15 protein-coding genes are annotated in these 18,711 nt (G+C 66.7%); 4 read left to right on the top strand and 11 right to left on the bottom strand.

Annotated features, from left to right (window positions below; genetic code table 11):
* Positions 1–173: 173 nt before the first annotated feature.
* Positions 174–1,355, bottom strand: coding sequence for an acyl-CoA dehydrogenase family protein (locus tag GGR48_RS04125; RefSeq protein WP_183950573.1), 1,182 nt, complete (start codon positions 1,353–1,355; stop codon positions 174–176).
* A gap of 182 nt (positions 1,356–1,537) precedes the next feature.
* On the opposite strand from GGR48_RS04125, the gene GGR48_RS04120 reads away from it, so the two are divergent.
* The gene (locus GGR48_RS04120; protein WP_183950572.1) at positions 1,538–3,694 is read left to right on the top strand and encodes a histidine kinase dimerization/phosphoacceptor domain -containing protein; all 2,157 of its coding nucleotides are present in this window, start codon (positions 1,538–1,540) and stop codon (positions 3,692–3,694) included.
* 243 nt (positions 3,695–3,937) lie between these two features.
* Here GGR48_RS04120 and GGR48_RS04115 read toward each other — a convergent pair whose 3' ends face one another.
* The 7 genes from GGR48_RS04115 to rpiA form a co-directional block, all read right to left on the bottom strand.
* The gene (locus GGR48_RS04115; protein WP_338110542.1) at positions 3,938–4,390 is read right to left on the bottom strand and encodes a heme oxygenase-like domain-containing protein; all 453 of its coding nucleotides are present in this window, start codon (positions 4,388–4,390) and stop codon (positions 3,938–3,940) included.
* A 53-nt stretch (positions 4,391–4,443) separates the two neighbouring features.
* Positions 4,444–5,193 carry an HAD-IIB family hydrolase gene (locus GGR48_RS04110; RefSeq protein ID WP_183950571.1) on the bottom strand — a complete coding sequence of 250 codons (750 nt, stop codon included), beginning with the start codon at positions 5,191–5,193 and terminating at the stop codon, positions 4,444–4,446.
* Positions 5,190–6,011 (bottom strand): Cof-type HAD-IIB family hydrolase, encoded by an 822-nt coding sequence (locus GGR48_RS04105; protein ID WP_183950570.1) that lies wholly within the window; start codon positions 6,009–6,011, stop codon positions 5,190–5,192. Before GGR48_RS04105 ends, GGR48_RS04110 begins: the two co-directional genes overlap by 4 nt.
* Complete coding sequence (gene gnd / locus GGR48_RS04100; RefSeq protein WP_183950569.1) at positions 6,008–6,991, bottom strand: phosphogluconate dehydrogenase (NAD(+)-dependent, decarboxylating); 984 nt, start codon at positions 6,989–6,991, stop codon at positions 6,008–6,010. The genes GGR48_RS04105 and gnd overlap by 4 nt, the downstream gene beginning before the upstream one ends.
* A gap of 74 nt (positions 6,992–7,065) precedes the next feature.
* On the bottom strand, positions 7,066–8,187 hold the full coding sequence (gene tal, locus GGR48_RS04095; protein WP_183950568.1) for a transaldolase: 1,122 nt from the start codon (positions 8,185–8,187) through the stop codon (positions 7,066–7,068).
* A complete protein-coding gene (gene tkt / locus GGR48_RS04090; protein WP_183950567.1) occupies positions 8,187–10,274 on the bottom strand; it encodes a transketolase in 2,088 nt (695 codons plus the stop codon). The genes tal and tkt overlap by 1 nt, the downstream gene beginning before the upstream one ends.
* A gap of 72 nt (positions 10,275–10,346) precedes the next feature.
* Complete coding sequence (rpiA, locus tag GGR48_RS04085) at positions 10,347–11,018, bottom strand: ribose-5-phosphate isomerase RpiA (protein ID WP_183950566.1); 672 nt, start codon at positions 11,016–11,018, stop codon at positions 10,347–10,349.
* A 267-nt stretch (positions 11,019–11,285) separates the two neighbouring features.
* On the opposite strand from rpiA, the gene GGR48_RS04080 reads away from it, so the two are divergent.
* From GGR48_RS04080 to GGR48_RS04070, 3 genes are read left to right on the top strand one after another with little or no spacing between them, the layout of a single operon-like run.
* Positions 11,286–12,470: an efflux RND transporter periplasmic adaptor subunit gene (locus tag GGR48_RS04080; RefSeq protein ID WP_240456179.1), complete on the top strand. Its 1,185-nt coding sequence runs from the start codon at positions 11,286–11,288 to the stop codon at positions 12,468–12,470.
* A 7-nt stretch (positions 12,471–12,477) separates the two neighbouring features.
* Complete coding sequence (locus GGR48_RS04075; protein ID WP_183950564.1) at positions 12,478–15,705, top strand: multidrug efflux RND transporter permease subunit; 3,228 nt, start codon at positions 12,478–12,480, stop codon at positions 15,703–15,705.
* Positions 15,705–17,288 (top strand): efflux transporter outer membrane subunit, encoded by a 1,584-nt coding sequence (locus tag GGR48_RS04070; RefSeq protein ID WP_183950563.1) that lies wholly within the window; start codon positions 15,705–15,707, stop codon positions 17,286–17,288. The genes GGR48_RS04075 and GGR48_RS04070 overlap by 1 nt, the downstream gene beginning before the upstream one ends.
* Positions 17,289–17,336: 48 nt before the next feature.
* On the opposite strand, the gene GGR48_RS04065 is transcribed toward GGR48_RS04070, so the two are convergent.
* From GGR48_RS04065 to GGR48_RS04055, 3 genes are read right to left on the bottom strand one after another with little or no spacing between them, the layout of a single operon-like run.
* Positions 17,337–17,720: a phasin family protein gene (locus GGR48_RS04065; protein WP_183950562.1), complete on the bottom strand. Its 384-nt coding sequence runs from the start codon at positions 17,718–17,720 to the stop codon at positions 17,337–17,339.
* 58 nt (positions 17,721–17,778) lie between these two features.
* Entirely contained in the window at positions 17,779–18,234 is a 456-nt protein-coding gene (locus tag GGR48_RS04060) for a hypothetical protein (RefSeq protein ID WP_183950561.1), read from the bottom strand.
* Positions 18,224–18,691: a hypothetical protein gene (locus GGR48_RS04055; RefSeq protein WP_183950560.1), complete on the bottom strand. Its 468-nt coding sequence runs from the start codon at positions 18,689–18,691 to the stop codon at positions 18,224–18,226. The genes GGR48_RS04060 and GGR48_RS04055 overlap by 11 nt, the downstream gene beginning before the upstream one ends.
* Between the last annotated feature and the right edge of the window lie 20 nt (positions 18,692–18,711).

Genomic DNA, 18,711 nt, shown 5'->3' with positions numbered 1-18,711 from the left:
CGGGATTTGCGGGGGGGCGGCTGTGCGGGGGTCTTTCCCCCCCCACCCTTTCTTTTTGGGGGTGGGGGACCGCCGCGACGGGGTGGTGGTGGGGCGAGGGGCTTGCCCCTCCACCACGCTCTGCGAGCGCGGTCCCCCTCCCCAAGCAAGCTTGGGGAGGAATGGGTCGGCCGTCATTGCGCCACCTTTTCGATCTTGCCGATCAACTCGCGGCCGATCAGCATCCGGCGAATCTCATTGGTCCCCGCCCCGATGTCGAGCAGCTTGGCATCGCGCGCGAAGCGTTCGACCGGCCAGTCCTTGGTATAGCCCGCCCCGCCCAGCGCCTGGATCGCCTCCAGCGACACCTTCACCGCATTCTCGCTGGCGAGCAGGATCGCACCCGCCGCGTCGAACCGGGTCGTCCGTCCCGCATCGCAGCTGCGCGCGACCGCATAGACATAGGCGCGCGCCGAATTGAGCGCGACATACATGTCGGCGATCTTGGCCTGGATCAGCTGGAACTCGCCGATCGCGCGCCCGAACTGGCGGCGCTCGCGGACATAGGGCACCACCACGTCGAGACACGCCTGCATGATGCCAAGCTGGATGCCCGCCAGCACCGCACGCTCATAGTCCAGCCCGCTCATCAGCACGCCGACGCCGCCGTTCACCGGCCCCATCACCTGCGCGTCGCCAACGAAGCAGTCGTTGAAGACCAGCTCGGCGGTCGGGCTGCCGCGCATGCCCATCTTGTCGATCTTCTGGCCGATGGAGAAGCCGGCCATGTCCTTCTCGATCAGGAAGGCGGTGATGCCCCGGCTGCCGCCCCCTCCCTCTCCTTCGCCGGTCTTGGCATAGACGACCAGCGTATCGGCATAAGGCGCATTGGTGATCCAGAATTTCGTGCCGTTCAGCTTCCAGCCGCCCTCGACCTTCGTGGCGCGCAGCTTCATCGAGACGACGTCGGAGCCGGCTGACACCTCCGACATGGCCAGGCTACCGACATGCTCGCCCGAGATCAGGCCGGGCAGATACTTGGCCTTCTGCTCGGCATTGCCCCAGCGGCTGATCTGGTTGACGCACAGATTGGAGTGCGCGCCGTAAGACAGGCCCAGCGAGGCCGAGGCCCGCGACACTTCCTCAATCGCGACGACATGTTCCAGATAGCCCAGGCCCAGCCCGCCATCGGCCTCAGCGACGGTGATGCCGTGCAGGCCCAGCGCGCCCATCTCGGGCCATATGTCACGGGGAAACCAGTCTTCCGCATCCATCCGCGCGGCCAGCGGTGCGATGCGGTCGGTCGCGAAACGGCGGGTCGCTTCACGGATCATGTCCGCGCTTTCGCCCAGCGCGAAATCGAAATCGTCGATCATGTCCTCTCCAACACGGCTCTTTGAGTCCGTTGCTTGGCCTTAACCGGATATTACCCGACTGCGCAATCTTTGTTCCTGACCGGGGCCATTCATCCCATTTCTGGATTTATCCCTTGATCTCGATCATTTGCATGTCCCCGGGAAACCCGGCATGTGGCGTAGGTGAGGAAAGTCCGACCCTGATGGCCACGCGCCTCGTCGAGACCGATCCGGGCCAGGATATCACGGCCTGCGATCGGGAACCCATTCATATACCCGGCGCGATCCAGCCGCATGGGCTGTTGCTGGTGGTCGAGGGACAGCCCTTGACCGTCATCGCCGGCGCCGGCGCGATCGAGGAGCGGCTGGCCAGCGACTGGCTCAACGCCCCGCTCGCCGCGCTGCTGGGTGCCGAAGTCGCCGACATGCTCTCGGCGATGCCGGCGGGCCCGGGGTCGATGACCGCGACTCGCCCGGTCCGGGGCAGTACCGAATCGTTCGCGGTGACCGCGCATCGTCTGGACGGCGAACGGCTGCTCGTCGAGTTGGAGCCGGCGCTGGCCGACGCGCCCTGGGGGGCGGGCAGTCCGCTCAGCTGGCTCGATGCCGCGGCGACCAGTTTCGAGCGCACCGGCGACCTGCAGAATCTCTACGAGCGCGCCGCGACCACCTTTCGCACGCTGACCGGGTTCGACCGGGTCATGCTGTACCGCTTCCTGGACGATGATTCGGGGCGGGTCGTGGCCGAGGCGAAGGCGCCGGGGCTGCATTCCTTCCTCCATCATCATTTCCCCGCCTCCGACATTCCGAAACAGGCGCGTGCGCTCTATATCCGTAACCGCACGCGCAGCATCCCCGATGCCGGCTATGTCCCCGCCCCTCTGCGGCCCGAAGGGTTCGAGACGATCGACCTCAGCGATGTCGGTCTGCGCAGCGTGTCGCCGGTCCATGTCCGCTATCTGCGCAACATGGGGGTCGAGGCGTCGGCATCGATCTCGATCGTCAAGGACGGGCTGCTCTGGGGGATGATCGCCTGTCACCACCGGACGCCGCATCGCCTGTCGCCCGAACTGCGCGCCGCCGCCGCCACGCTGGCGAGCGGGCTGGCCCGTCAGATCCGCGCGAAGGAAGAGGCCGAGCTCTACCGCGAACGCTTCCGCCTGCGCGCCGCCGAGGATGCGATCCTGCCGCGCCTCGCCGGCCAGGGTGAGGTCGTCCCCGCCATCCGGCATCTGTTGCCCGACCTGATGGGGATGATGAACGCGACCGGCTTCGCGCTGATCGATGGCGGCCGGGTCTATGCCCATGGCCATTGTCCGCCGACGCTGGCGCTACTGGAAATCGCGCAATGGGCGCTGCTGCGGGGCGGTGGCGAGCTTTACTGCACGCACGAGCTGGGCGCGGTGATGCCTGATACCGAGGCGCTAGCCGCGACCACCAGCGGCGTGCTGTCGCTGCCGCTGATCGATGGCGGCCTCAGCCTGCTCTGGTTCCGCGCCGAACAGATCGAAGAGGTGGAATGGGCGGGCAACCCGCACAAGTCGGTCGCCTTGCGCCCCGATGAAACGCTCAGCCCGCGCGCCTCGTTCGAAAGTTGGCGCGAGACGGTGCGCGGCCGTTCGCGGCGCTGGACCCTGGAAGAGGTGGAGGCGGCGCACCGGCTGCGCCGCGCGCTGCACGACAGTTTCCAGAACAACCGCCTGCGCGGCCTGAACGCCGCGCTGCAACGGACGCTCGACGACAAGGACCTGCTGCTCCAGCAGAAGGACGTGTTGATGAAGGAGGTGGACCACCGCGTCCAGAACAGTCTCCAGCTCGTCTCGTCCTTCCTGGCGCTCCAGGCCAAGGCGGCGAGCGATCCGGGCGTGCGCGAACAGTTGACCGAGGCGCAGGCGCGCCTGTCCGCGGTCGCGCTCGTCCATCGCCGGCTCTACCGCGACGACCAGATCCAGACGGTCGATCTGGCGCGTTATCTGGAGGAGCTGGTCGGCGACATGAAGCAGTCGCTCGGCGCAGACTGGGGCTCGCAGATGCGGCTCGATCTGGCGCCCGTGCTGATGCCGACCGATCGTGCGATCAATCTGGGGCTGGTTACGACCGAGCTGATCATCAACGCCACCAAATACGCCTATGACGGCGCGGCCGGACCGGTGACGATCACGCTGGAGCAATATGGCAACCGCCTGCGCCTGGTCGTGGCCGACGAAGGACGCGGCCGGACCGACGAGCCGATCGGCGACGGACGCGGCTTTGGCAGCCGGATGATGGCGGCGATGATGCAGCGTCTGTCCGGCTCGATCGAATATGACGACAACCAGCCGGGACTGAGGGCCATCGTGATCGCGCCGATCGCGGATTGAGGGGGCGGGCGGGATTCGTTGTCCGTCCCCCTCAACGCCCCCAAACGCCCGTTCAGCCCGAGCGAAGTCGAAGGCCATGAGACGGGCCCTTAGCCGCCCTCACCCTTCCCACCCGCTAACGCGGGTGGGCCCCTTCCCTCTCCCGGCGGGAGAGGGAGGGAGGCGCGGAGCGCCGGAAGGGTGAGGGTGTTGAGATCAGTCCCATGGCCTTCGACTTTGCTCAGGCTGAAATGGGGGGCGGGTTTAAGCGGCTTGTTTATAGAGCATGAAGACCCGTTCGGCCGCCGCCACCGCGCGGTCGATCCACGCCGCGTCAGCGGCCGCAGCGTCCAGCGCTTGCCGGAAATCACGCCACTCGCCGGGGCCGAAGCCCGATTCGAGATAGGCCCTGGGCAACCCCTCGCCCACTTGCCGGGCCAGCATCACGCCGCCCAGTCGCGACCCTTCGGTCACGTACAGCGCGCCCCAACGCGCCGCCTGGTCATCGGCGATCGCGAAGGGCAAAGGTTCGGGCATGTCGCAACCCAGAGCGGCCAAATCCGCCGCCAGCGCGTCCCTGCGCGGCCGCCACGCAAAGCCGATCGACCGATGCAAGAGCCATGCCTCGACCGCCGGCAAGGCGCGCGCATGGGCGATCAGGAACGCCGTGTAGCTTTCCCGATCGTCCAGCCGATACGCGCCGTACGCCGCATCCACCGCCTCGTGCGCCGGTCCGGTGCGGGCGCGTAGGGCGGCGGAGGCGCCCGAGCTTACTTCTTCAGGCAGGCCACGATCCCCGCCATGACCGCCAGCGTCTCTTCCGGGTCGCGCACGCGCACCGTGTCGAGGCCCAGCTCCTTGGCCGGATAGTCGTTGCCGCCGGGGAAGATCGCGTCGCCGATGAACATCATCGCATCGAGTTCAATACCACTGGCGTCACGCAGCTTCTTCAGGCCGTACGCCTTGTCGACGCCCTCACGAGTGATGTCGATCGAGGTCGCGCCGCCCATGTTGATCGACAGGCCCGGCAGGCGCTGCTTGAGGTCCGCCTGAATGACCTTGCGCTTCTCGAACTTGGGGTCCCAATGTTCCTTGGCGTCGATCGGCGCCTGCTGGCCGAGCGCGGAGAAGGTGATCTGGCTGCCGCGATCCTCGATCCGCTCGCCCCAGGTCTGTTCGGGCACGAAGCCGGTCGCCTCCAGCGAGGCGTCGAACGCCTCCAGAATCTTGGCCTTGGTCGCATCGTCGAACAGCTCGGCATAGACCGGGGTCCAGCTACCGTCCTTGTACGTGTAGAGCTTGGTGCCGGTGGTCGGCATCAGCCACAGCTTGGTACGGTCGGCGCGTTCGGGCAGGCGGCTTGCCACCTGCTTGTCGAACTGCGGCCAGTCCCCGCCCGAGATCACCGCGACATGCGCGACGTCGAGCAGGTCGGCCAGCGCCTCCCCCATCGGTTCGCCCAGGGGCTGTTTGCTTTCGGCCAGCGTACCGTCGAGGTCGAACGCAACCAGTTGCTTCATGAAGGCACTCCGATTCTGGGCAGGATAAGGGTATCAATGGCATAGGCCACGCCATCGTCCGCGTTGGAACGGGTGTGTACCAATATCTGTTCCCTAACCGCATCGGGGGCATTTGCCATCACGATCGGCAGGCCCGCGCGTCTCAACATGGGAAGATCGTTGGCCTGGTCGCCCAGCACCGCGACCTCCTCCAGCGAGACGCCGAACGCCTTGGCCAGCGTCGCCACGCCATCGCCCTTGTTGGCTTCCAGCGCGGTCACGTCGAGATAATAGGTCTGCGACTGGGCGATGGTCGCGGCCCCGCCATGCGCGTCATTGGCACGGTCGTGCAGGCCGCGCAGCAGTTCGGCATCGTCGCTGACGAGCGTGATCTTGTCGACCTTGTCGGCCAGCGCGGTGAAATCCTGCGTGATCACCGGCTCCTGCGCGGAGGCCTTGCGCTCATGCTCGACATGGGTGCCCTCTGCGCTGCTGGCGTACCAGCGGTCGTCGGCGAAGACCCAGATGGCGACGGGGCTGTCCGCCGCCATCGCCAGTACGTCGTTGACCACCGCGACGGGCACCCGGAACCGCGCGTCGACCGAGCCGTCGCGGCGGAACACGGTGCCGCCGTTGAACGCCCCGATCGGCGCGTCGATCGCCAGTTCGTCCGCCAACCAACCCAAACCCGAACGCGGTCGGGCGCTGATGATGGTGAAGCCGACGCCCGCCGCCTCCAGCCGCTTGACGGCGGCGATGGTGGCGGCGCGCAGCGTCTTGTTGGGGTCGACGAGCGTGCCGTCGACGTCCGACACGACAAGCCGGATGGGTTTCGTCATTGCGGGATTTCGGTGTGGCCGCCAAAGCCGAAGCGCATCGCCGACAGCACCTTGTCGCCATAGGTGTGATCCACGCGGCTGCGATAGCGTGCGAACAGCGAGGCGGTCAGGACGTTGGCCGGGACCTTCTCCTCCATCGCCGCGTCGATCGTCCACTGGCCCTCGCCCGAATCGGCGACATGGCCCGAGAACTGTTCCAGCATCTCATCCTTGGCCAGCGCGATCGCGGTCAGGTCGAGCAGCCAGGACGAGATCACGCTGCCGCGACGCCACACCTCGGCGATGTCGGTCAGGTTCAGGTCGAAGCGCTCGTCCTCGGGCAGCTTGTCGCTGTTCTTCGACTTGAGGATGTCGAAGCCCTCGGCATAGGCCTGCATCAGGCCGTACTCGATGCCGTTGTGGATCATCTTGACGAAGTGGCCCGCGCCCGCGGGCCCCGCATGGATATAGCCCTTTTCAGCGCGCGCATCGACCTTGTCGGCGATGCGGCCCGGCGTGCGGACGATGTCGCCTAGGCCGGGTGCCAGCGCGTCGAAGATCGGGTCGAGGTGATCGACGGTTTCCTTGTCGCCGCCGATCATCATGCAATAGCCGCGCTCCAGCCCCCAGACGCCGCCCGAGGTGCCGACATCGACATAATGAATGCCCTGTCCGGCCAGCATCTTGGCGCGGCGGATGTCGTCCTTGTAGAAGCTGTTGCCGCCGTCGATGACGACATCGCCGTCCTTGGCCAGCTTGGCGATCTCCGCGATCGTGTCTTCGGTCGGGGCGCCGGCGGGCAGCATCACCCACCAGATCGCCTTATCCGCGAGCTTGGCGGCCATGTCCTCCAGCCCGGTGGCGGCTTCCGCGCCGTCCTTGGCGAGCGTCTGCACCGCCTCGTCGCTGCGATCCCAGGCCACCACCTGATGCCCAGCCTGCATCAGGCGGCGTGCGATATTGCCTCCCATGCGGCCGAGGCCGACCAGACCGATCTTCATGCGGAAACTCCGTTACTGTCGTGAAAAAGAGAAAGGCCCCCTCCCCGTGTCTGGGGAGGGGGCCTGCCGGGGCATCAGGCCGCCGGCTGCTTCTGGCCGATGGCGCCGAGCAGATCATCGAACGCCTTGACGAAGGAGGCGACCCCCTCGGCGACCAGCGTGTCGGTCACGCCGTTCAGGTCCAGGCCCAGCCGGTCGGCTTCGGCCAGCACGTGGCGAGCCTCGTCGATGTCGGCGGTCAGCGTCTCGGCCACCGTGCCATGGTCGCGGAAGGCGTCCATGGTCTTGGGCGGCATGGTGTTGACCGTGTCTGGCCCGATCAGCGTGTCGATATAGAGCGTGTCAGGGAAGGACGGGTCCTTGGTCCCCGTCGACGCCCAGAGCAGCCGCTGCGGCTGTGCGCCCTTGGCGGCCAGCGCCTGCCAGCGGTCAGACTTCAGAAAGTCCAGATACCACTGATAGGCCATCTTGGCGTTGGCGATGGCGACCTTGCCACGCACGGCCTTCAGCGCATCCGACTCCGCATCCCCGGCGGCGACCCGCTCGTCGATCTTCTTGTCGATCGCCGAGTCGATACGGCTGATGAAGAAGCTGGCGACGCTGGCGATCCGGTCGATCGGCTGGCCGGCCTTCACCCGCTCCTCCAGGCCGGTCGCATAGGCTTCGGCCACCTTGATATAGGCGTCGACCGAGAAGAGCAGCGTCACGTTGACGTTGATCCCCTTGGCGATGGTCGCCGAGATCGCCGGCGCGCCCGCATCGGTGCCCGGGATCTTGATCATCAGATTGGGGCGGTCGACCGCGTGCCACAGCTTCTCGGCCTCGGCGATGGTCGCGTCGGTATCGTCGGCGATGTACGGCGACACCTCCAGGCTGACATAGCCGTCCTTGGCGTCGAGCCGATCATAGACGGGCTTGAGCGTTTCCGCCGCCGCCTTGATGTCCTGGATCGCCAGATGCTCGTAGCGGTCGATGGTCGCCGCGCCGGGATTTTCCTTGTCGAAGGCGGCGAGCGTGGCGTCATAGGCGTCGCCATGCCCCATCGCCTTTTCAAAGATCGACGGGTTGGAGGTCACGCCGGTCAGCCCGTCCTCGGCGACGAGCTTTTCCAAGCCCTTCGCCTCCAGAAACTTGCGATCGACGAAATCGAGCCAGGGGGCGCAGCCTTTGGCGCCCAGTTCCGACAGCTTGCTCATCACTTGGTCTCCACCAATTCGCGGGCCACCTTCACGACATTGTCGAGGGTGAAGCCGAACTTGTCCTGCAGCTTGGATATGGGGGCGGAGGCACCGAACGTCGACATGGTGATCGTGCGGCCTTCGAACCCGACATAGCGGTCCCAGCCGATCGACCCGGCCTGCTCGACCGCCAGACGCGCGGTGACGGCGCGCGGCAGGACGCTTTCCTTATACGCGGCGTCCTGCATCTCGAAGCGATACCAGCTGGGCAGCGAGACGACGCGCGCCTTGATCCCGTCGGCACTCAGCTTCTCATAGGCGTCGGTCACCAGCGACAGCTCCGAGCCGGTGGCGATCAGGATGACGTCCGGCGTGCCCTTGCAATCGGCGAGGACGTAGCCGCCCTTCTTCAGGCCCGAAGCCGGTGCGTACTTGCCGCGATCCAGCGTCGGCAGCGCCTGACGCGAGAAGATCAGCGCGGTCGGGTGGCTGGCCGACTCGGCGGCGCAGCGCCACGCCTCGGCGACTTCGTTGGCATCGCCGGGGCGGATGGTGTCGAGGCCGGGGATCGCACGCAGCGTCGCCAGATGCTCGATCGGCTGGTGGGTCGGACCGTCCTCGCCCACGCCGATCGAGTCGTGCGTGAAGACGAACACCGCGCCCAGCTCCATGATCGCGGCCAGACGGATCGGCGCGCGCATATAGTCGGAGAAGACCAGGAAGGTCGCGCCGTAGGAGCGCAGATGCGACAGCGCCATGCCGTCGACGATCGCGCCCATCGAATGCTCGCGCACGCCGAAATGCAGGTTGCGGCCATCATAGCTGCCCGCCTGGAAAGACCCGCCATCCTTGATCAGCGTCTTGGTCGAAGGCGCGAGGTCGGCCGAGCCGCCGACGAGCCACGGCACCTTGGCGGCGATGGCGTTCTGCACCTTGCCGCCCGAATCGCGGCTGGCGACGCCCTTGGCATCCGCCTCGAACACCGGGATGTCAGCGTCCCAGCCGTCCGGGAGCTTGTCAGCGAGCATCGCGTCGAGCTGGGCGGCGAGTTCGGGATATTCGGCGCGATACTTGTCGACCATCGCGACCCATTCGTCTCGGAGCGGCTTGCCGCGCTGCTCGATCGCACCTTGGAACGCTTCGCGCACGCCGTCGGGAACCAGGAACTTGGCGTCCTCGGGCCAGCCATAGGCCTTCTTGGTCGCGCGGATCGCGTCTTCGCCCAGCGGCTCGCCATGCGCCTTTTCGCTGCCCGCCTTGGGGCTGCCATAGCCGATCACCGACTTCACGACGATGAAGGTCGGCTTGTCCTCGGTCGCCTTGAAATTGTCGAGCGCGGCGGTCAGTGCCCCGATGTCGTTGGCGTCGTCGACATGGATGACGTTCCAGCCATAGGCCTCGAACCGCTTGCCCACATCCTCGTCGAACGCGAGGTCGGTGCCGCCCTCGATCGAAATCTGGTTCGAGTCGTAGATCCAGCAGAGGTTAGACAGCTTGAGGTGCCCGGCGGTCGAGGCCGCCTCGGATGCGACGCCCTCCATCATGTCGCCGTCGCCGCACACGACGTAGACGTCATGGTCGAAGATCGGGAAACCCTCGCGGTTGAAATGCGCGGCCAGCCAGCGCTCGGCGATCGCCATGCCGACCGAGTTGCCGCAACCCGCACCCAGCGGGCCGGTGGTCGTCTCGACGCCGGTGGTGTGACGATATTCGGGGTGGCCCGGCGTCTTGGAGTTCAGCTGGCGGAAGCCCTTCAGGTCCTCCAAGCTCAGCGCGGGCTTGCCCGACTTCTGACCGTCCGCGTCGATCTCTTCGATCCCCGCCAGATGGATCAGCGAGTAGAGCAGCATCGAGGCGTGGCCGACCGACAGCACGAAGCGGTCGCGGTTGGGCCAGTCGGCATGGGCGGGATCGTAGCGGAGGAATTTCGACCAGATGGTGTGACCGACCGGAGCCAGCGCCATCGGCGTGCCGGGGTGGCCCGAATTGGCCTGCTGCACCGCGTCCATCGACAGGGTGCGGATGGTGTCGATGGTCAGGCGCTCGATCGACCCGTCCTGGTGGAGATGGCTGTCGGCCACGGCATTGGTGGTGGCATCGGTCATGAAACTGGCCTCATCCTTTAATGTACGATCGAACGCCTCCGCGCTCGCTCTGGTTACCATGCGCGTCCGGCCTTAGCGCGGGTTCCGCTCCCGTTCCAGCCGGGTAACGATGCCGTTGTCGGCAATATAGGCGGCGTCGATCTCCGTCAGGAAAAGCCCGTGCCCGACCACCCCCGGGATCGCCATCAATGCCGATGCCAGCGCCTCCGGTGCGCCATCGTCCCAGCCATATCCGTCGACGACGATATGGCCGTTATCGGTGCGATAGTCCGGCCGTTCCTCGCAATGCACGAACCACGGTGCCAGCCGGTCGATTACAAAGCGCCTGGCGAACGGCAATATCTCGATCGGCAGCTTGGTCGCCCCGAGACGCTCGGCCCGTTTCGATCCGTCCGCGATGACGATCATCCGGTCGGCGGCGGTGGCCACGACCTTCTCCCGCAACATCGCGCCACCCGCGCCCTTGACCGCCCGCAAGACGCCGTCGATGGCATCGGCGCCATCGATCGCGACATCGACCCGCGCGACATCGGCGAAATCGCGCACGATCAAGCCCAGCGACCGCGCCAGCGCCGCGCTCGCCTCTGATGTGGCGACCGTCTCGATCCGCAACCGCCGCTCGGCCAGTGCGGCGATGGCGTAGGCCGCCGTCGAGCCGGTGCCCAGCCCCACGAGCATATCGTCGCGAATTTCGCGCACGGCGGCATCGGCGGCAAGGCGCTTATCAGCATCCCGATCGGTCATGTCCCTTGAAAATGCATCAGAACCTCAAAGGGTCCCCGCGCCTCCGCTTTTGCCGCACCGCGACAAATTGCGACAATTAAGGCGGAGGATTTAGGCCATGATCGCTTGCCTTTCCGCGCTCCCATCGTGCACTTTGTCACAGGTCAGCAACGTTTCGCGGGTTCATGCATTGACACGCGGGTCGCCTTGCGCGGCACAAATCTCAGGCAGGTGAACGAATTGAACTTTCCAGGCTTTCGCGGGCGCCCGATGCTCGCCGGTACGGCCATGGCCCTCGCCCTGGCGACCCTGTCGGGATGCGGCGGAGACAAGGGCGGCGCGGCCAAGGGACGCGGCGCCGGACAGCAGCAGACGCCGACCGTCGGCTTCGTCACCGTGCAGCCGACCAATGCCCCGATCGTCACCGAACTGGCGGCGCGCACCACCGCCTTCGAAAGCTCCGACGTCCGCCCGCAGGTGACCGGCGTCATCCGCCGCCGCTTCTTCACCGAGGGCACGCTGGTGAAGCGCGGCCAGCCGCTCTACGAGATCGACCCGCGCCTCTATCGCGCTTCGGTCAACCAGGCCGCCGCGAACCTGCAAAGCGCACAGGCCAATGCCGACGCGACGCGCACGCTGGCCGAACGCTATCGCCCGCTGGCGCAGATCGAAGCCATTTCGAAGCAGGATTACACCAACGCGCAGGCCAGCGCGCGGCAGGCCGCCGCGCAGGTGGCGCAGACCCGCGCCGCGCTGGAGACCGCGCGCGTGAACCTGCAATTCACCACCGTCCCCGCCCCGATCACGGGCCGCATCGGTCGCTCGCTGTTCACCGTCGGCGCGCTCGTCAGCGCGGGGCAGACCGATCCGCTGGCGCAGATCCAGCGGCTCGACCCGATCTTCGTCGACATCCAGCAATCCGCGACCGACCTGTTGTCGCTACGCCGCAGCCTGGCGGCACGCGACGGCCTGATCCCCGCCAGCGCGCGCGTGACGCTGCGGCTGGAGGATGGCAGCGATTACGGCCAGACCGGCACGGTCGAGTTCGCCGAGGCTGTGGTCGATCCGCAGACCGGCACGGTGACGCTGCGCGCGCGCTTCCCCAATCCGCAGGGGCTGCTGCTGCCCGGTATGTTCGTGCGAGCCCGCTTCGCTCAAGCTATCGACACCAGCGCCTATATGGTCCCGCAACAAGCGGTCTCGCGCGATCCGAAGGGCAATGCGACGCTCTTCGTCGTCGGCGCGAACGACAAGGTGGAGGAACGCAAGGTCCGTGCGGAGCGGACGCAAGGCGCCTTCTGGGTCGTCACCGACGGCCTGAAGCCCGGCGACAAGATCGTGACCCAGGGCCTGAACAATCTGCGTCCCGGCCAGAGCGTGCGCGCGGTGCCCGCCGACAGCCCGCAAAAGGTCCAGCCCCCCTCGCCCGAACAGTTGAAGAAGATGCAGGCCGCCAAGGGCAAGGCGGGCTGACCGGACCATGCTCAGCCGCGTCTTCATCGATCGTCCCATCTTCGCCTGGGTCCTTGCCATCATCGTCATGCTGGCGGGTGTCGGCGCGATCATGGGCCTGGCCATCGCGCAATATCCCGACGTCGCGCCACCCCAGGTGTCGATCCGCGCCACGTTCCCCGGCGCCTCGGCGCAGACGCTGCAGAACTCGGTCACCCAGGTCATCGAACAGCAGCTGACCGGCATCGACGGGCTGCTCTATTTCCAGTCGTCCTCGTCCAGCCGCGGCTCGGTGACGATCACCGCCACCTTCGCCAAGGGCACCGACCCCGACATCGCGCAGGTGCAGGTCCAGAACCAAGTCCAGCAATCGGTCGCGCGCCTGCCGCAGCAGGTGCAGCAACAGGGCCTGGTCGTCCGCAAGTCGAACCCCGACTTCCTGTTGATCGCGGGCGTCTATGACGAGACCAACCGGATGACGAACCAAGACGTCGCCGATTACCTCGTCTCCAATCTCCAGGACCCGCTGGGCCGTATCCAGGGCGTCGGCGACACCAACGTCTTCGGTTCGCAATATGCGATGCGCATCTGGCTCAATCCGGAGAAGCTGGCCTCCTACCAGCTGATGCCGTCCGACGTGACGACCGCGATCCAGAACCAGAATACCGAGGTCGCGGCGGGCGAGGTCGGGGGCACGCCATCGGCCCAGACCCAGATGCTGAACGCGACCGTGACCTCGCAGTCGCGGCTCCAGACGCCCGAGCAGTTCCGCGAGATCATCGTCAAGACGCTGAACAACGGCGCGACCGTCAAACTGTCCGACGTGGCTCGCATCGAGCTGGGCGCGGAAAGCTATGCCGCCGTCAGCCGGATCAACCAGCATCCCGGTGCCGGTATCGCCGTCCTGATGGCGCCGGGCGCCGACGCGCTGAAGACCGCCGAACTGGTCAAGGCCGAGATCACCCGCGTCGCCAAGGGCTTTCCGCAAGGGTTGAAGGTCGCCTACGCCAACGACACGACCGCCTTCATCAAGCTGTCGATCGACGAGGTGGTCAAGACGCTGATCGAGGCGATCATCCTCGTCGTCATCGTCATGTTCGTCTTCCTGCAAAGCTGGCGCGCGACGCTGATCCCGACGATCGCGGTGCCGGTCGTGCTGCTGGGCACCTTCGCCATCTTCTATCTGGCGGGCTTCTCGATCAACACGCTGACCCTGTTCGGGCTGGTGCTGGCGATCGGCCTGCTGGTCGACGACGCGATCGTGGTCGTGGAGAATGTCGAGCGTCTGCTCGAGGAAAATCCCGACATGACCCCGCGCGAGGCGACCATCGAGTCGATGAAGGAGATCACCGTCGCGCTGATCGCCATCGCGCTGGTCCTGTCGGCGGTGTTCCTGCCGATGGCATTCTTCGGCGGGTCGACCGGCGTCATCTATCGCCAGTTCTCGATCACCATCGTCTCGGCGATGATCCTGTCGGTCGCGGTCGCGATCATCCTGAGCCCCGCGCTGACCGCCACGCTGCTCAAGCAAAAGGCGAAGGAGGGCGAGGAGGGCGCCTGGCTCGACCGGAAATTCCCGCGCGTGGCGCATGGGCTTCAGCGCGCGAAGGACGGGTTCAACCGCCGCTTCGACTGGACGGTCGACAAATATGTCTCGGGCGTACGCACGGTCGTCGACCGCAAATGGCTGTTCCTGCTGATCTATGCGGGCGTCGTGGCGCTGCTGGCCGTCCTGTTCCTGCGCCTGCCGACCGGCTTCCTGCCGACCGAGGATCAGGGATCGGCGATCGTCCAGTTCCGCCTGCCCGCCGGTGCGACCCAAGCGCGCACGATGGAAATCCAGCGCCGGGTCGAGCAGTATTTCGCCCAGCATGAGGGCAAGAACGTCAAGGTCCTGTTCTCGGTCGCCGGCGGCGGCGGGGGCGGCACCAGCGGCCAGAATACCGGTCAGGGCTTCATCAATTTCGTCGACTGGGCCGATCGCAAGGGCAAGGAGAACAGCGCCGACGCCATCACCGGTCGCGCCTCCGCCGCCTTCCGGGGGCTTCGCGACGCGCAGGTCTTCGCACTCGTGCCACCGGCCATTCGCGGCCTGGGCCAGTCGGACGGTTTCACCATGGAGTTGCAGAACATCTCCGGCATGCCGCTGGAGAAGTTCGAGGCGGTACGTGACCAGCTGCTTGCCAAGGCCAATGCCGACCCCATGCTCGCCTCGGTCCGCCTGACCGAACTGCCCGACATCGCCACGCTACGCGTCGACCTCGACCAGCAGAAGCTGGCCGCGCTGGGGCTGACCCAGCAGCAGGTGAATTCCACCTTGTCGACCGCCTGGGGCGGGCAATATGTCAACGACTTCATCGATCGCGGCCGCGTGAAGCGCGTCTTCGTCCAAGGCGATGCCCCCTATCGCTCCGAGCCGGAGGACCTGAAACAATGGTTCGTGCGCGGATCGAGCGGGCAGATGGCGCCCTTCTCGTCCTTCTCGACGATCAACTGGGGCGTCGCGCCGACCACCCTGTCGCGGTTCAACGGCATCCCGTCCTATGAATTCCAGGGATCGGCCGCGTCCGGCTATAGCTCGGGCGACGCGATGCAGCGCATGACCGAACTGGCTGCTGAAATCCCCGGCACTGCGATCGCCTGGGCCGGCCTGTCCTATCAGGAACGGCTGTCGGGTGGGCAGGCGCCGATCCTCTATGGCCTGTCGATCCTGGTCGTCTTCCTGTGTCTGGCGGCGCTCTATGAAAGCTGGTCGATCCCGTTCGCGGTGCTGCTGATCATCCCGCTGGGCCTGATCGGCGCGGTCGCCTTCGTGACGCTGCGCGGGCTGACCAACGACGTCTATCTCCAGATCGGTCTGCTGACGACGATGGGGTTGGCGGCGAAGAACGCGATCCTGATGATCGAGTTCGCCGAACAGGCCGAGAAACAGGGCAAGCGCGTCATCGATGCAGCCCTTGAGGCCGCCAAGATCCGTCTGCGCCCGATCCTGATGACCAGCTTCGCCTTCATCTTCGGCGTGCTGCCGCTCGCCATCTCGACCGGCGCGGGGGCCAACAGCCGGATCGCGATCGGCACCGCCGTGATCGGCGGCATGCTGACCGCCACGGTGCTGGCGATCTTCTACATCCCGCTATTCTTCGTGCTGGTGCGCCGGTCGGTGCGCAACGGGCTGGCGCGTCTGCGTGGGCGTCCGATGAGCGAGCATGGCGCGGGGCACAAGCCCGCCCCCGAAGGTGGAGCGGAGAAGGCCTGATGCGTATCCTGTCCCCCTTCCCCGCCCTGTTGCTGACCGCGACCGCATTGTCGGCCTGCTCGATGGCTCCGAAATATGAGCGGCCAGCGACGCCGGTGCCGCCGTCCTGGCCGGTGGGCGACGCCTATCTGCGCCAGTCGGAGGCGGCGCTGCCGACCGTCCGCTACACCGACATCTTCCGCGACGTCCGGTTGCAGCGGCTGATCGAACAGGCGCTGGTCAACAATCGCGACCTGCGCGTGGCCGCTGCGAACATCGCCGCGACCCGTGCGCAATATCGCATCCAGCGCGCCAGCCTGTTGCCGAATGTCAGCGCCAATGGCCGCTACAGCTATACCGACCGGGGATCGGGCGGTGCGGCCTCCAACGCCATCGGCGGCGGTGGCACCGGTATCGGCAATGGCGGGATCGGCACGGGTAATGGCGGCACCGGAAACGGGGGTGTCGGCAATGGCGGCATCGATAATGGCGGCGCCGGCGGCGTCGTCACGGGTGCCAATGGCAGCGGCAGCGCCTGGTCGGTCAATCTGGGCGTCAACGCCTTCGAACTCGACTTGTTCGGCCGCATCCGCTCGCTGACCGGCGCGGCGCTCGACCGCTATTTCGCGACCGAGGCGGCGGCGCGCGCCACCCGGCTGACGCTGGTCGGCGACATCGCCGAGGCGTGGTTGAACTATGGCGCGGACCAGAGTCTGCTGACCATCGCGCGCGATACCGCCGCCAGCGCGCAACGCAGCGTCACCCTGACCCGCGCCCGGCTGGAGGGTGGCATCTCGCCGCGCACCGATCTGCGCCAGGCCGAACAGGTGCTCGCGACCGCGCAGGCCGATCTGGCGCAGCAGACCACGGCGGTGGCGCAGGACGTCAACGCGCTGCAACTGCTGGTCGGTGCGCCGATCAACACCACGCTGCTCCCGAAGTCGATCGACGAGGCCAGCCCGACTATCGCCACCCTGCCAGCCGGGCTGGATTCGGGCATCCTGCTGCGCCGGCCCGACGTCGTGCAGGCCGAATATGAACTGCGCGCCGCCAATGCCCAGATCGGCGCGGCGCGTGCGGCGCTGTTCCCCCGCATCTCGCTGACCGGACTGGTCGGCTTTGCCAGCACCGCGCTGTCGTCGCTATTCTCGGGGGGCAGCTTCAACTATTCGGTCGCGCCCTCGGTCAGCTATCCCATCTTCCAGGCGGGGGCGGGCATCGCCAATGTCCGCTATTCGGAGGCGCAGCGCGACGCCCTGCTCGCGACCTATGAAAAAGCGATCCAGAGCGCGTTTCAGGAAACCGCCGATGCGCTGGCACGACAGGGCACGATAGCGGATCAGCTGAGCGCCAATCGCCGCTTCCTGACCGCCGCCGCCGATACCTATCGCCTGACCGAGGCCAGCTATCGTGGCGGGATCACGCCGTTCCTCAATACGCTGGATGCGCAGCGTTCGCTCTATTCGGCGCAGCGGACGCTGATCGCGACACAGCTGATCGCGGCGAACAACCGGGTGACGCTCTATCGTGTGCTGGGCGGCGATTTGCTGCTCGATGCGACCGCCAATGGGCCGGTGCCGGCCGCGGCGACGCCAGCGCCCTGACGATCATGCCCCGCCCGGCCACCTGATGCGCCGGGCGGGGATGACCGATTATTTCTCGCCGCGCGCGGTGCCGACGGCGTCACGACCGAACTGGACGATCATCTCGCCGATCTCGCGAACCTGCGACATCGATCGGTTGCCCTGTTCGCGGATGAAATCGGACTGGATGCGCATCACGTCCGACAGATCGCGGGCGGAAGCGGCCTGACGCATCGCGGCGAACGCCTCGCGCGTGTTGGTCTCGGCCTGTTCCAGCATCTTGAGCGTCACCGCCGAGCCGCCCTCGGCCATTTTCTGTCCCGAAGCCTGCATCGCCTCGCCCGCGCCCTTCAATCGGTCGGAAAAGGCGCCCGCGCCCATATCGCCACCGATCGCGCCCGCGCCGCCGCCATTGCCCATATCCTCGGCCATCGTCTCCGTCTCCTCACCCATGGTCGTGTCTGGAATGAACCCTTGGCCGCGCCGGGAGTTGCACCGACCCCGCCGGTGATCAGAAGTCCGCGAAATAGCGCTCCAGCAGCGCACGGCCGGTCTGCCCCAGGTGCAGCCCCGCATCCTCGCGGACCAGCCAGCCGCGATCGATCAGCAGCGCGACCCAGCGCGGCCCGGCCTGCGCCCGCCCCGACAGGCCGATCATATCGAACAACGCGGTGTCGGATCGGGGCGTATCCGACTGGAATATAGCCAGAAGCATCTCCCAGGCGGGATCGCCCAGCATGTCGGCATGATCCCCCGCCATCCGCCGCAGGTCGAGCCGTCGCTGCAGGATGACTCGCGCGCATTCCTGCGCCGTGGGTATGCGCGGCAGACGCGGCACCGGAACGCCGCCGGCATCGCCCGAAATGGCCTGGATGCGGCTGCGCACCTCGGTCATCGTCTCGGTGAAACGCTCCAGGCTGGCGCGGTCCTCGGCCGGCCAGTCGAGCATATAGAGTTCAGGCGCCATCGCGCGCGCCCCGCCATGGCAGGGACCAGTCCGGATCATGGCCATATCGCGCCACGCGCATCCGGTGCCGCAGCACGCCGGCGGCCAGCAACCCGATCATCGGATAGGCCAGCTTGCCTCCCGCCGCGGCATACATCCACGGCACCAGCGCGGTATCGAACCCGCGCACGCCGTGAATACCGATCGCCAGCAGATGGAGCGCCGCCAGCCATAACGGCCAGAAGCGATTGGCGAGCAGCGCCACCGTCACCAACCCGGCCATCAGCGACAAATCGATGAGCAGTTCCAGCTTCTCCACCGTCCGGAAACTGGTCGACGGATCGAATGGCAGGAGCAGCGTGGCGACCGAGGCGAGGAACAGCATGATCGCCGTCCACCGCTCCGGCCGACCGCCACAGATCATCGCGTACAGACAGACCAGCGTCTGCAGCGCGAGAAAGACATAGACATGCGTCACGACGCGCTCCGTTGCGGCCA

It is taken from the genome of Sphingomonas pseudosanguinis, from assembly GCF_014196255.1.
Lineage (GTDB): Bacteria > Pseudomonadota > Alphaproteobacteria > Sphingomonadales > Sphingomonadaceae > Sphingomonas > Sphingomonas pseudosanguinis.
The sequence above is the reverse complement of the archived record's forward strand: the minus strand, read 5'-3'. Positions and strand labels throughout refer to the sequence as shown.